Here is a 12,141-nt window from a genome sequence, read left to right as displayed (position 1 = left end):
TCATGAGGCAACAGGTGAACGTGATCACCCTGGGTGTCGCCGACCCGGCGACCGCGCACGCGTTCTACGTCGACGGGCTCGGCTGGCGCCCGACGCTGTACGTCCCCGGCGAGGTGCTCTTCCTCCAGATCGGTCCGGGCGCGGTGCTCTCGCTGTGGTCGGCCGACCAGATGGCGCGCGAGTCGGGACCGACCGCCCCGGCGGTGGGACCGGCGGGGCGGGCGCCGATCACCCTCGGCCACAACGTGGCCGCCCCGGCGGAGGTCGACGCGGTGCTCGATGCCGCGGTCGCGGCGGGCGGGGCACTGCTGGCCGCCGGCGAGCGGCGCGGCTGGGGCGGATACAGCGGCTACTTCGCGGACCCGGACGGCTACCGCTGGGAGGTGGTCCACAATCCGGGGCTGGTGGTGCACGACGACGGTCGTGTCGAGATAGGCCCGGCCGGGTAGCGCTGGACGGCTCCTCGCGGCGCCGGTCGGCGGGACGGGTAGCGTCGAGCAGCGTGAACGACCCACTGCAGCCCCTGGTGGACCTGCCCGGAGTACTCGACGCCGCCGATCGGGCGCGCGACGCCCTCGGCGCGGTGCACCGGCACAAGACCAATCGTCGCGGCTGGCCGACGACGGCCGCCGAGGCCGCCGTGCGTGCCGCGCGGGCGTCCGCGTCACTCGCAGGCGGAAGCACCGAACTGCCGGGCGTGGGAGAGGCGGGCGATCCGATCCTCACCGGCGCACTGCGGGTGGCGCAGGCACTGGACGGTGACGCACTGCCGATCACTGTGGGGACGTGGCAGCGGGCGCCGCTGCAGGCGCTTGCCCGACTGCATCTGCTGGCCGCCGCCGGACTGGTGGAGGACTCGGCGGACCTCGGCCGCCCACGCACCGGGTCCGGGGTGGGGGAGCGGCTCGATGCGCTCGCTCAGCTCGTCACCGGCGGCACCACGGCGCCTGCCCCGGTGCTCGCCGCGGTGGTGCACGGCGAACTGCTCTCGCTGCGGCCGTTCGGGACGGCGGACGGCGTGGTGGCCAGGGCCGCCTCGCGGTTGGTCGCTGCGTCGAGCGGGTTCGATCCGCACAACCTGGGTGTTCCGGAGGTCAGCTGGCTGCGCCGGGAGAAGGCGTACCGTTCCGCTGCAGAGGGTTTCGCGTCCGGCACCGCGGAGGGTGTCGGCAGCTGGGTGATCCTGTGCTGTGGCGCATTCGAGGCGGGTGCCCGCGAGGCCACCTCGATCGCGGAGGCCGCGGCCGGCTGAAGTCGCCGTATCGTCAACTCGAATTCTGCTGTGTTGCAACACCATCGCTGAACCGGTTGTGGTTCCCCGCATGTAAAAGCGGGCGGTGCTGCCGACTGTCGTCGACCTCGCCGCCCGCTAGCACGGACTACCTGGCTACCAAAGCGTGCTAGGTGGGTTGTGTGTCCGGCCTCGGCGTCGGCTCGACTACCGCCAGTTCGCCTTTGCAACTTGTGCAAGGTTCTCGCTCGCGTGTGATCGAGTCTCGCAGGCCCACAACGCTTCTGCCCTTGAGTGGCTTGAGCTCCGCGTGGGTTCCTGGTGTCCGTGCTGGGAATTCCGAGCTGGGAGATCGATTCTTCTCTTCCGATTCGACCCTGGCCTGCTGTTCCTTCCGTAACTCCTTTGTACCCTGTGGCCACGCTCACATCAAGGGTGAAATCGGACTGGAACGACCCCAGTGTCGGCGCCCCGAATCAGGGTCGACGATGCAGTATCCTGTACGTCACCGCGCCTGCCAGGAGAGCGCCCAGGCTCATCCCGAGGGTGGTTGCGAGCGTGGTCCCGGACGGTGTCTGTATGCGTGCCCGCAGCGGTACCGGGTTCGAGAACGTCAGTATGGGCCAACCCTTTTCGGTGGCTACCCGGCGCAGGGCCCGGTCCGGGTTGACGGCCGTCGGATGTCCGACCGCGCCGAGCATCGGCAGGTCCGTCGCCGAGTCGGAATAGGCATAACACCGGTCGAGGTCGTAGCCGTACTTCTCGCTGAGTTCGCGGATGGCCGTCGCCTTGCCCTCGCCGTAGCAGTAGAAGTCGAGGCCGCCGGTGAACTTGCCGTCCACCACGGTCATCCGGGTGGCGCTGCTCAGGGTGGCGCCGAGCGCGAGTGCGATCGGCGTGACCACCTCCTCTCCGGACGCGGAGACGATCACCACGTCGTGACCGCGGAGCTTGTGGTCGGCGATCAGGTCGGCGGCCTCGGTGAACACCAGTGGGTCGACGATCTCGTGGAGGGTCTCCGCGACGATCGCCCGCACCTGCGCGACGTCCCAGCCGGTGCACATGTCGGTCAGGTTCGCGCGCATCCGTTCCATCTGGTCGTGATCCGCGCCCGCGAGCATGAAGAGGAAGTGCGCGTAGCTGCTCTTGAGGACGGAGCGCCGGTTGATCAGGCCCTGGGCGAAGAACGGCTTGCTGAATGCGACGGTGCTCGACTTGGCGATGATGGTCTTGTCCAGGTCGAAGAATGCCGCTACTTTCCGGTTCTCGGATGCGCTACTTGCCGGTGCAGTCACGGGTCCACCATAGGGCCAGGGCGCGCTCGCAGGTGCCGGGCGGCGGCGTGCCGGTTCTTCAGCTGGACGCCTGCTCAGTTGAATTTGTGAATAGCCCGTGAGCCGGGTGTAGTATTGGCTCTGCCTGGATTCGTTCGGGTGTGTTCAGCCCGACCCCCCGGGGCTGAACACTGAAGACCCCCGCCTCCTCCCCCCCTGGCGGGGGTCTTCCGCATAATTTGGGCCGCATCGAGTTGCCGCCGCTTTCTGATCAAATTCCGCGTTCAACACCCGCGCTTGGGCTTTCGGCGACCGACGGTGTCCGGCGGGCGCGCGCGGTCTGGTTCGCCGGTACCAGAATCTCTCCACAGGCGCGGAACTGTCCACAATTGTCGCCGAGCGGCTTCCGCAGGTGTCGTCGTCCGCGCAGTGTCGACGACATGGACGCCAGCAGACCCTTGAACGACCGCCGGGTGCTCGTTGTGACGGACGACGCAGACCTGTCGCCGAGCATCCGGCGAGCCGCCGCGGCCGCCGACCGTGAGGTCGGCGAGCACGCCCCGCCGGTCCCCAGGCAGCGCTGGGACGGGGCCTCGCAGGTGCTGCTCGATGCGGCGTCCGCGATGGCCTGCGCGGCGGCCGGCCTGCCCCGGCGTCCCGGTCTGGTGGTGCTGTGCGCCGCCGAGGCGGGATTGGCGCAGTGGCGGGCCGCGGCAGCCGTGGGCGCGGAGACCGTGCTGACACTCCCCGCGGAGGAGCCGGAACTCGTGGCACTGCTGTCCCGACGGTCGGAGCAGGCGGTGCCCGGCGGTGCCGTGGTCGCGATGATGGGCGGCCGTGGTGGCGCGGGCGCGTCGGTGCTGGCCGCGGCGACGGCGCTGACCGCGCCGCGGCACCGGCCGGATCGTCGGGTGCTGCTCGTGGATTGCGACAGTCGCGGTGGCGGGCTCGACCTGCTGCTGGGCGTCGAGCAACGTCCGGGACTGCGGTGGTCCGGGGTCGCGATCGAGGGTGGCCGGGTTTCGGCCGCGGCGCTGCACGACGCACTGCCGCGGGCCGGGAGTTCCGTGGCGGTGCTCTCCTGCGGCCGTGGTGCGATGTCGGTTGCTCCGCGTCCGGCGGCGGTGGCCGCGGTGATCGAGTCCGGCCGCGGTGCCGGAGAACTGGTGGTGTGCGATGTGCCGCGCACGTCCGACGCGACCGTGGCCGGCGTCCTCGACCTCGCGGACCTGGTGATTGTGGTGGTGCCGGCGCAGGTGCGGGCGGCCGCCGCCGCGGAGTCGCTCGCCGTGGCTCTGCGGGGCGCGCACCCGAATGTCGGTGTGGTGGTGCGGGGTCCGTCGCCTGGCGGCCTGCGCGGCGGTGAGGTCGCGGAGCTGCTGGGTTTGCCGCTGATCGCATCGATGCGGCCCGAACCGGGCCTCGCCACCACGCTCGACCACGGCGGGCTCCGACTGCGCCGGGGATCGCCGTTGGCCGCCGCGGCCACGGCGATCCTCGACGTGCTCGAGGTCGGCGGAGCGGGGCGGGCCTCGTGAGCGCGCTCGTCTCGCCCGATCTGCTGGACCGGGTGCGCGCGCGGTTGGCCAGCACCTCGGCGCTGCCCAGCCCGGCGACCGTGGCCGCGGCGATCCGGGCGGAATCGTCCGGGGTACTGGGCGACACCGACCTGCTCGATGCGCTGCGGGTGCTGCAGACCGAGCTCACCGGGGCCGGGGTGCTCGAACCTCTTCTCGGGCAACAGGACATATCCGACGTCCTGGTCACCGCGCCCGACGAGGTATGGGTCGACCGTGGTGTCGGGTTGGAACGGTCCGCGGTGACCTTCGACGACGAGGCGGCGGTCCGCCGGTTGGCGCAGCGGCTGGCACTGGCCGCCGGCCGCCGGCTCGACGACGCGCAGCCCTGGGTCGACGGTCGGCTGCCGGGGGTGGAGGGCTCCGACTTCGGGGTGCGCCTGCACGCGGTGCTGGCGCCCGTCGCACAGGCGGGAACCTGTCTCTCGCTTCGGGTTCTGCGTCCGGCCACGCAGGGGCTCGACACGCTCTGTCGGAGCGGCGCGGTCCCGCCCGACGCGGGCGACCTGCTTCGGCGGATCGTCGCCGCGCGCCTGGCTTTCCTCGTCGTCGGTGGCACGGGCGCCGGCAAGACGACCCTGCTGGCGGCGTTGCTCGGAGCGGTGGCCCCGCGCGAACGGATCATCTGCGTCGAGGATGCGGCCGAGCTCGCGCCCACTCACCCGCACGTGGTGCGCCTGGTCGCGCGGGCGCCGAACGTCGAGGGGATCGGTGAGGTGACCGTGCGGCAGCTGGTCCGACAGGCGCTACGCATGCGTCCGGATCGCATCGTCGTCGGCGAGGTGCGGGGCGCCGAGGTGGTGGACCTGCTGACCGCTCTCAACACCGGTCACGACGGCGGCGCAGGCACCGTGCATGCGAACTCGCCGGAAGAGGTGCCGGCCCGGCTCGAGGCGCTGGCCGCGCTCGGCGGGATGGAGCGCGCCGCCCTGCACAGCCAACTCGCCGCCGCGGTCCAGGTGGTGCTGCACGTGCGCCGCACCGTCGACGGGCGGCGGTCACTCGCCGAGATCGGGGTGCTCGAAAGGGGTGCGGCCGGGGAGGTGTCGGTGGTGCCCGCATGGACCTCAGGCTCGGCGGCCGGCCCGGGAGCGGAACGGTTGGCGGCGTTGCTGATCCGAAGGGAAATGCGGTGACGACCGCACTGCTGGTTGCCGCGGGCGCGTTGCTGGTGCTCCCGGCCGGGCGGGTCGCGTCCAGGCTGCGACCGCGTGCCCGGCGCCGGCGCGTCCGCCGGGGACCGGGGCCGGTGCCGATGGTGGGCGCGGCGCTGGTGGTCGGTGTCGTGACGGTCGGCCCGGCTGCGGGCATCGCCGCGGCGGTCGCGGTGGGGACCACGGCGCACCGTCGTCGAGGCCGTCGCCGCGCCCGCGAGCGGGACGTCGAACTGCGCGGACTGCTGGGTGGGCTGGAGGTCGCCGTCGGGGAGTTGCGGGTCGGCGCACACCCGGCGACTGCCTGTGCGGTGGCCGCGTCGGAGACCACCGGGGTGGCCGCCGAGGCCTTCCGTGGGGCCGCCGCGACGGCGCGGCTCGGCGGCAGCGCGGCCCACGGGTTGCGGGCGCCCGGCTCAGTGATCGAGGCGGACCTGGAACGCATGGCGACCGCGTGGCGGGTCGCCGACCGGCACGGCATCGCGCTGGCCGACCTGCTCGAGGCGGTGCGCTCGGACCTGCTGGGGCGCATCAGGTTCCGCGGTCGCGTCGAGTCCGGACTCGCGGGCGCACGGGCGACGGCGACCGTGCTGGCGGGGCTGCCGGTGCTCGGGCTTGCGCTCGGGCAGCTGATGGGCGCGGGCCCGGTGCGGGTCCTGCTGTCCGAGGGGCCTGGCGGGGTGCTGCTGGTGCTCGGCACGCTGTTCGCGTGTGCGGGCCTGTTGTGGACCGACCGGATCACCGGGCGGGTGCTCCGATGACCGCCCTCACCGCCGCCGCTCTCGCGCTGGTGCTGGTGGTGATGCCGGGCGTCGGCGCGGCCGCCGATCGGCTGCGTTCGGCGCGCGCCGGTATGCCCGACTCGGACCGCGACGGCGGTGGACCGCTGCCCGACGACCCGATGGGCGGGGCCGCGGGCTACGACCTGCTGGCCGCGTGCCTGCGCTCGGGTTTGCCGGTCGCATCGGCCGCCGCCGCGGTGGCGTCGTCCAGCCCGGAACCCCTGGGCGGCGCGCTCGATTCGGCGGCCAGCCTGCTCGCCCTGGGCGCCGAGCCCGAGGTGGCCTGGGCAGTCGCCGCCGCGAACCCGGACACGGAGGTGTTGGCCCGGATCGCCCGGCGGTCGGCCCGCTCCGGCGCATCGCTTGCGGGTGCGGTCGCCGAGCTCGCCGCCGAACAGCGGGTGGCCGTGGAGGACCGCGGTGTCGCGGCGGCGGAACGGGCCGGCGTGCTGATCAGCGGGCCGCTCGGGCTGTGCTTCCTGCCGGCCTTCCTGTGCCTGGGCATCGTGCCGGTGGTGATCGGACTGGCCACCCGGGTACTGGGGGAGGGACTGCTGTGATTGCCGGCGACACGCGTCGTCGCGGAGACACCGCGACGGTGATCGAGAAGGGGGAAGACATTGTTGACCAGGAGGATTCGGGAGGTTCGTGCACGACTACTGGTTGCCGCGGTCGCCGAGGACGGAATGTCGACGGCGGAGTACGCGATCGGCACCATCGCCGCGGCGGCGTTCGGGGCGGTGCTCTACTCCGTTGTCACCGGCGACTCGATCGTGACGGCGCTGACCGACATCATCGCCAAGGCGCTCGACACCGCGGTCTGAGCGGACCGGCCGACCGGAGGACGGATCGGCCGGGGCTCGGCGACCGGGGTGCGGTGACGGTGGAGTCGGCAATTGCGCTCGCGTCGATCACCGTGGTGGTGGTGCTGTGCCTCGGCGCGATCCTGGCGGTGTCGGCCCACGTGCGGTGTGTCGACGCCGCGCGGGAGGCGGCCCGGTTAGTGGCCCGCGGGGACCGCGACGAGGCCGTCCCCGCGGCGCTCCGGGTGGCCCCGCGGGGCGCGCGGGCGGAGCTGCAGGAGGCCGCCGGGTACGTGACGGCGACGGTCAGCACCGGCGTCTCGCTGCTGCCGATGGTGACGATCTCCGCGTCCGCGGTGGCGGCGCTGGAGGAGTCGGCCGTGACGGCGCCGCCGGCCGGGCCGTGACCGTGGCCGAGGGGGAAGCCCCGGTGACCGACGAGCGCGGTTCGGCGACGGTGGTCGCCTGCTTCGCGATGCTGGCACTGATCTCGGTTGCGGTGCTGGTGCTGAGCCTGGGGTCGGCGGTGTCGGCGCGCCACCGGGTCCAGTCCGCCGCGGACCTGGGCGCGTTGGCCGCCGCCTCGGCGTTGAGCGCGGGACCGGAGGCGGCGTGCGCGGCGGCCCGCGGGGTGGTCGACCGTATGCACGCCCGGGTCCGCGAGTGCCGGATCGATCGCTGGGACGTGCTGGTGACGGCCGTCGTCGCGGTACCGCTCGCGGCGGTCGGACCGGCCGAGGCGGTGGCGGCAGCACGCGCCGGGCCGGTGGACTGACGGGTTCCGTACGGCCCGGATCGGGCCGGGCGGTGGTGGGAACGCGCGCCGCAGCGAGGGGGTCGCCACGCAACACGGGCCACTGATCGGCCTGCACCCCGGCGCACAATGGCAGGATTCGCAGCGTGATCACCACGGACCGACCCGCTACGCACCTGCGTTCCTGGCTGCTCGCGGACATCACCGAGGAACCGGCCGGTCATCAGGGACCGTTTCGTTCGCCGCCGAAGGAGGAACACAAGCACTCCTGGTGGAAGGTGATGTGCCTGACCGGTGTCGACTACTTCTCCACCCTCGGCTACCAGCCGGGTATCGCGGCGCTGGCCGCCGGCGTGCTCTCCCCGATCGCGACCCTGGTCCTGGTCGCCCTGACATTGCTCGGAGCGCTGCCGGTGTACCGGAGGGTCGCCGAGGAGAGCCACAGCGGCGCGGGCTCGATCGCAATGTTGGCCCGGATGTTGCCGCGATGGGGCGGGAAGATCTTCGTACTCGTGCTCCTCGGCTTCGCCGCGACGGACTTCATCATCACGATGACCCTGTCCGCCGCCGACGGCGCCGCGCACCTGGTGGAGAACCCGTTCGCCCCGGAGGCGCTGCAGGGCCGGAACCTGGCGGTGACCCTGGTGCTGCTGGCGCTGCTCGCGGGGGTGTTCCTGAAGGGCTTCTCCGAGGCCATCGGGATCGCGGTGACGCTGGTCGGGGTGTACCTCGCGCTCAACCTGGTGGTGCTCGGCACCGCACTCTGGCAGGTGGCAACCGCGCCGTCGCTGGTCACCGACTGGACCGCGGCGATGACCACCGCGCACGGCAACCCCTGGATGATGATCGCGATCTCGCTGCTGGTGTTCCCGAAGTTGGCGCTGGGCCTGTCCGGCTTCGAGACCGGCGTCGCCGTGATGCCGCAGATCCGCGGGGACGCCACCGACACCGACACGGCGCCGCGCGGCCGGATTCGCGGTGCCCGCCGCCTGCTGACCACCTCGGCGCTGATCATGAGCGCCTTCCTCATCGTCAGCAGTTTCGTCACCACGGTGCTGATCCCGGCGCCGGCGTTCGAGGCCGGCGGCGAGGCGAACGGCCGCGCCCTGGCCTACCTGGCGCACGACTACCTCGGCAACGCGTTCGGCACGGTCTACGACGTCAGCACCATCGCCATCCTGTGGTTCGCCGGCGCCTCGGCGATGGCCGGACTGCTCAACCTCGTCCCCCGGTACCTGCCCCGGTTCGGGATGGCTCCCGACTGGGCGCGCGCGGTCCGGCCGTTGGTGCTGGTGTTCGCGACCGTCGCCTTCGGCATCACCTGGTACTTCGACGCCAGCGTCGACGCGCAGGGCGCCGCCTACGCGACCGGCGTGCTGGTGCTGATCACCTCGGCGGCGGTCGCCGTCACCCTCTCCGCGCGCCGGCGGGGTCAGCGGCGCAAGGCGGTCGGGTTCGGCATCGTCGCCGCCATCTTCCTCTACACGACGATCGCCAACGTCTTCGAACGACCGGAGGGCGTGCAGGTCGCGGCGCTGTTCATCCTCGCGATCCTGTTGGTGTCCTTCGCGTCCCGGATCCAGCGGGCCTTCGAGTTGCGGGCCGAGGCGGTCACCTACGACGACACGGCGCGGGCGTTCATCGAGGAGGCGGCGCGGGGAACCGTCCGCATCGTCGCGCACGACGCGCAGGAGCGCTCGGACGAGGAGTACCGGCGCAAGGCCGCCGCGCAACGGCTCGAAAGCCATCTGGGTGACGACGATCCGATCCTGTTCCTGGAGGTCAACGTGCGGGACTCGTCCGAGTTCGCGACCCGGTTGCGGGTGCACGGCCGACAGCGCGGCGAGTACCGGATCCTGTGGGTCAACAGCGCGGTCATCCCGAACTCGGTGGCCGCGGTCCTGCTCGACATCCGGGACCGGACCGGCGAGCCGCCGCACGTGTTCTTCGAATGGACGGAAGGCAATCCGATCGCGAACCTGCTGCGGTTTCTGTTCATCGGGCAGGGCGAGGTGGCGCCGGTGACCCGCGAGGTGTTGCGCCGCGCCGAACCGGACCCGTCGCGTCGACCGCACGTGCACGTGGGGTGAGCGCGACGATGCGCGTCGACGGACGAGAGATACCGGTACACGGCAGCCTGCTGCAGCCGCTTCGCCGACGGACCAACGACCAGGTCCGGGTGGCGATCTCGGCGCTCTGCGTGATCGCCGTCGTGGCGGTCTCGCTCGCCACCCGCGGTCGCTGGGAGTCGGTCGAGTCGGCGGTGTCCGATCTGATCGGGGTGGCGTCGCCGGACCTGTCGAACCGGATCTACTCCGTGTACGGCGCGGCCATCGTGGCCCTGCCCTTCGCCATCCTGGTCGGCATCGTGGTGGGCCGACGTTGGAAGCTGTTGGCCGGCTACGCCGCCGCCGCGTTGTTCGCAGGCGTCGCGATGTCCGTGACCGGCGACGGCGTCGCCGCGCCGCAGTGGCACCTGGACCTCAGCGCGCACCTGGACACCTTCCTGTCGCAGTTCCTCGACGACCCGCGGTGGATCGCGATGCTGGCCGCGGTGCTCACCGTGTGCGGGCCGTGGCTGCCGGTGCGGTGGCGTCGGCTGTGGTGGATCCTGCTGCTGGGCTTCGTGCCGATGCACCTCGTCGTCAGCGCCGTGGTGCCGGCGCGTTCCCTGTTCGGACTGGCCGCCGGCTGGTTCATCGGGGCGCTGGTGGTGCTGTTCGTCGGCACCCCGGCCCTCGAGGTCCCCATCGATGCGGCGGTGCGGGTGCTCGGGCGCCGCGGCCTGCTGGTCCGCGACCTGTCGGTGCTCAGACCCGCCGGGCCCGGACCACTGATGCTCTCCGCGCGCTGCCACGTCGTCCCGACGCCGGGATCCGACGCCGGTCGCCCACTGCAGTTCGGCGCCGCGTCGCACCGCGGCGGGCGGACGGCGATGGTGCACGAGGCGGCGGAACAGGTGGTGGTGCTCGACCTGTACGGCCAGCACCAGCGCAGTGAGGGCCTGCTCAGGCAGGGTGCGCGCTGGTTGACCATGCGCGACTCCGAGACGCCGTCGCCGTTCGCCTCGCTGCGCCGGGCGGTCGAGCACCGCGCGTTGATGGCGACCGCGGTGGGGGCGCTCGGGACGGCCTCCAGCGCGCCGACGGCGGTCGCGGCACTGGACCGCGGCTGGGTGCTCTACGCCCACACCGAGCCCCGCGGGACGGTGCTCGACGGCCGCGACCCCGACAGCCTCCGCGCAGTATGGGACGGGCTTGCGCTGCTGCACGCCCAGCAGATCTCGCACGGTGACCTGCGTCCGGAGAACATCAGGACGGCGCCGGAGGGTGCGCTGTTCGACGGCTTCTCGCGATCCGAGGTCGGCGCCTCCGACGTGGACGTGCAGTCGGACATCGCCCAACTGCTGCTCGTCAGCGCCGGGCTGTTCGGGGTGGAACCGGCGGTCCGCGAGGCCGTCTCGGCCGTCGGCGCCGCGCAGGTGATCGCCGCGTCGGGCCGGTTGACCCGCTCGGCGATGCCGCGGCGGATACGTGCGGTCGTGTCGGACCCGAAGGCGTTGATGGCGGCGACCCGCGCGGAGGTCCGCGCGCAGACCAACACCGACGAGATCCGGATCGAGCAGGTCACTCGGTTCACCCGCAACCAGTTGATCCAGCTGGTGCTGCTGATCGCCCTCGTCTACGTGGCGTACCCGTTCGTCAGTGCGGTCCCGACCTTCGTGACCGAGCTCCGGAGCGCGAACTGGTGGTGGGCGCTGCTCGGACTGCTGGTGTCCGCGCTGACGTACTTCGGTGCGGCCGCAGCGCTGTGGGCGTGTGCGAGCGAGACGGTCAGCTTCCGGAACCTGACGATCATGCAGTTCGCCAACACCTTTGCCGCCACCACCACCCCCGCCGGGGTCGGCGGTCTGGCGTTGAGCGTGCGTTTCCTCCAGCACAACGGGCTCGGCGGTATGCGGGCGACCGCCGCCGTCGCCCTGCAGCAGACCGTGCAGGTGATCACCCACGTCGGGTTGCTGGTCGTCTTCAGCGTCGCGGCCGGACGCAACGCCGACCTCTCCCACTTCATCCCCAAGGGGACGGTGCTGTACCTGATCGCCGGCCTGGTGTTCGGGGTGATCGGCACCTTCATGGTGGTACCGAAACTGCGACGCTGGCTGCGCGAGGACCTGCGACCCCAGATCACCGATGTGACCGCCGAACTCGTCGACCTGGCCCGCGATCCCGGCCGGTTCCTGCTGATCGTCGGGGGCTGTGGCGCCACCACACTCGGTGCGGCACTGGCGCTCTGGGCAAGCGTCGAGGCCTTCGGCGGTGGCGCGACGTTCATCACGGTGACCATCGTGACGATGGTCGGCGGCACCCTGGCGTCCGCGGCGCCCACCCCGGGCGGCGTCGGCGCGGTGGAGGCGGCGCTGATCGGCGGCCTGGCCGCGTTCGGTGTGCCCGCGAACATCGCGGTGCCGTCGGTGCTGCTCTACCGCGTGCTGACCTGCTGGCTGCCGGTGTTCGTCGGCTGGCCGATCCTGAACTGGCTGCAGCGCAACGACCTGATCTGACGCCC

General features: G+C 72.2%; 12 protein-coding genes. 11 read left to right on the top strand and 1 reads right to left on the bottom strand.

What is annotated here, in order from left to right; all coding sequences use genetic code 11:
- The first annotated feature begins 2 nt into the window (after positions 1-2).
- Positions 3-449 carry a VOC family protein gene (locus ACFO6S_RS19695; protein ID WP_378419674.1) on the top strand — a complete coding sequence of 149 codons (447 nt, stop codon included), beginning with the start codon at positions 3-5 and terminating at the stop codon, positions 447-449.
- Between the two features lie 53 nt (positions 450-502).
- On the top strand, positions 503-1,252 hold the full coding sequence (locus ACFO6S_RS19690) for a Fic family protein (RefSeq protein WP_378419673.1): 750 nt from the start codon (positions 503-505) through the stop codon (positions 1,250-1,252).
- A gap of 455 nt (positions 1,253-1,707) precedes the next feature.
- On the opposite strand, the gene ACFO6S_RS19685 is transcribed toward ACFO6S_RS19690, so the two are convergent.
- Entirely contained in the window at positions 1,708-2,526 is an 819-nt protein-coding gene (locus ACFO6S_RS19685) for an HAD family hydrolase (protein WP_378419672.1), read from the bottom strand.
- Positions 2,527-2,945: 419 nt separating this feature from the next.
- Here ACFO6S_RS19685 and ssd point away from each other — a divergent pair, with 419 nt between their 5' ends.
- The 9 genes from ssd (at position 2,946) to ACFO6S_RS19640 (ending at position 12,136) form a co-directional block, all read left to right on the top strand.
- On the top strand, positions 2,946-4,043 hold the full coding sequence (ssd, locus tag ACFO6S_RS19680) for a septum site-determining protein Ssd (RefSeq protein WP_378419671.1): 1,098 nt from the start codon (positions 2,946-2,948) through the stop codon (positions 4,041-4,043).
- Positions 4,040-5,218 carry a TadA family conjugal transfer-associated ATPase gene (locus ACFO6S_RS19675; protein ID WP_378419670.1) on the top strand — a complete coding sequence of 393 codons (1,179 nt, stop codon included), beginning with the start codon at positions 4,040-4,042 and terminating at the stop codon, positions 5,216-5,218. The genes ssd and ACFO6S_RS19675 overlap by 4 nt, the downstream gene beginning before the upstream one ends.
- On the top strand, positions 5,215-5,997 hold the full coding sequence (locus ACFO6S_RS19670; RefSeq protein ID WP_378419669.1) for a type II secretion system F family protein: 783 nt from the start codon (positions 5,215-5,217) through the stop codon (positions 5,995-5,997). Before ACFO6S_RS19675 ends, ACFO6S_RS19670 begins: the two co-directional genes overlap by 4 nt.
- Positions 5,994-6,578 carry a type II secretion system F family protein gene (locus tag ACFO6S_RS19665; RefSeq protein ID WP_378419668.1) on the top strand — a complete coding sequence of 195 codons (585 nt, stop codon included), beginning with the start codon at positions 5,994-5,996 and terminating at the stop codon, positions 6,576-6,578. Before ACFO6S_RS19670 ends, ACFO6S_RS19665 begins: the two co-directional genes overlap by 4 nt.
- A 63-nt stretch (positions 6,579-6,641) precedes the next feature.
- The gene (locus ACFO6S_RS19660) at positions 6,642-6,842 is read left to right on the top strand and encodes a DUF4244 domain-containing protein (protein ID WP_378419667.1); all 201 of its coding nucleotides are present in this window, start codon (positions 6,642-6,644) and stop codon (positions 6,840-6,842) included.
- Between the two features lie 59 nt (positions 6,843-6,901).
- A complete protein-coding gene (locus ACFO6S_RS19655; protein WP_378419666.1) occupies positions 6,902-7,228 on the top strand; it encodes a TadE family type IV pilus minor pilin in 327 nt (108 codons plus the stop codon).
- Between the two features lie 23 nt (positions 7,229-7,251).
- Complete coding sequence (locus ACFO6S_RS19650; protein WP_378419665.1) at positions 7,252-7,596, top strand: Rv3654c family TadE-like protein; 345 nt, start codon at positions 7,252-7,254, stop codon at positions 7,594-7,596.
- Positions 7,597-7,856: 260 nt separating this feature from the next.
- The gene (locus tag ACFO6S_RS19645; protein ID WP_378419946.1) at positions 7,857-9,665 is read left to right on the top strand and encodes an APC family permease; all 1,809 of its coding nucleotides are present in this window, start codon (positions 7,857-7,859) and stop codon (positions 9,663-9,665) included.
- An 8-nt stretch (positions 9,666-9,673) separates the two neighbouring features.
- Positions 9,674-12,136 carry a lysylphosphatidylglycerol synthase domain-containing protein gene (locus tag ACFO6S_RS19640; protein WP_378419945.1) on the top strand — a complete coding sequence of 821 codons (2,463 nt, stop codon included), beginning with the start codon at positions 9,674-9,676 and terminating at the stop codon, positions 12,134-12,136.
- Positions 12,137-12,141: the final 5 nt, after the last annotated feature.

Origin of the sequence: Rhodococcus kronopolitis, from assembly GCF_042654025.1 — a bacterium.
GTDB classification, from domain to species: domain Bacteria; phylum Actinomycetota; class Actinomycetes; order Mycobacteriales; family Mycobacteriaceae; genus Rhodococcus_G; species Rhodococcus_G kronopolitis.
The sequence above is the reverse complement of the archived record's forward strand: the minus strand, read 5'-3'. Positions and strand labels throughout refer to the sequence as shown.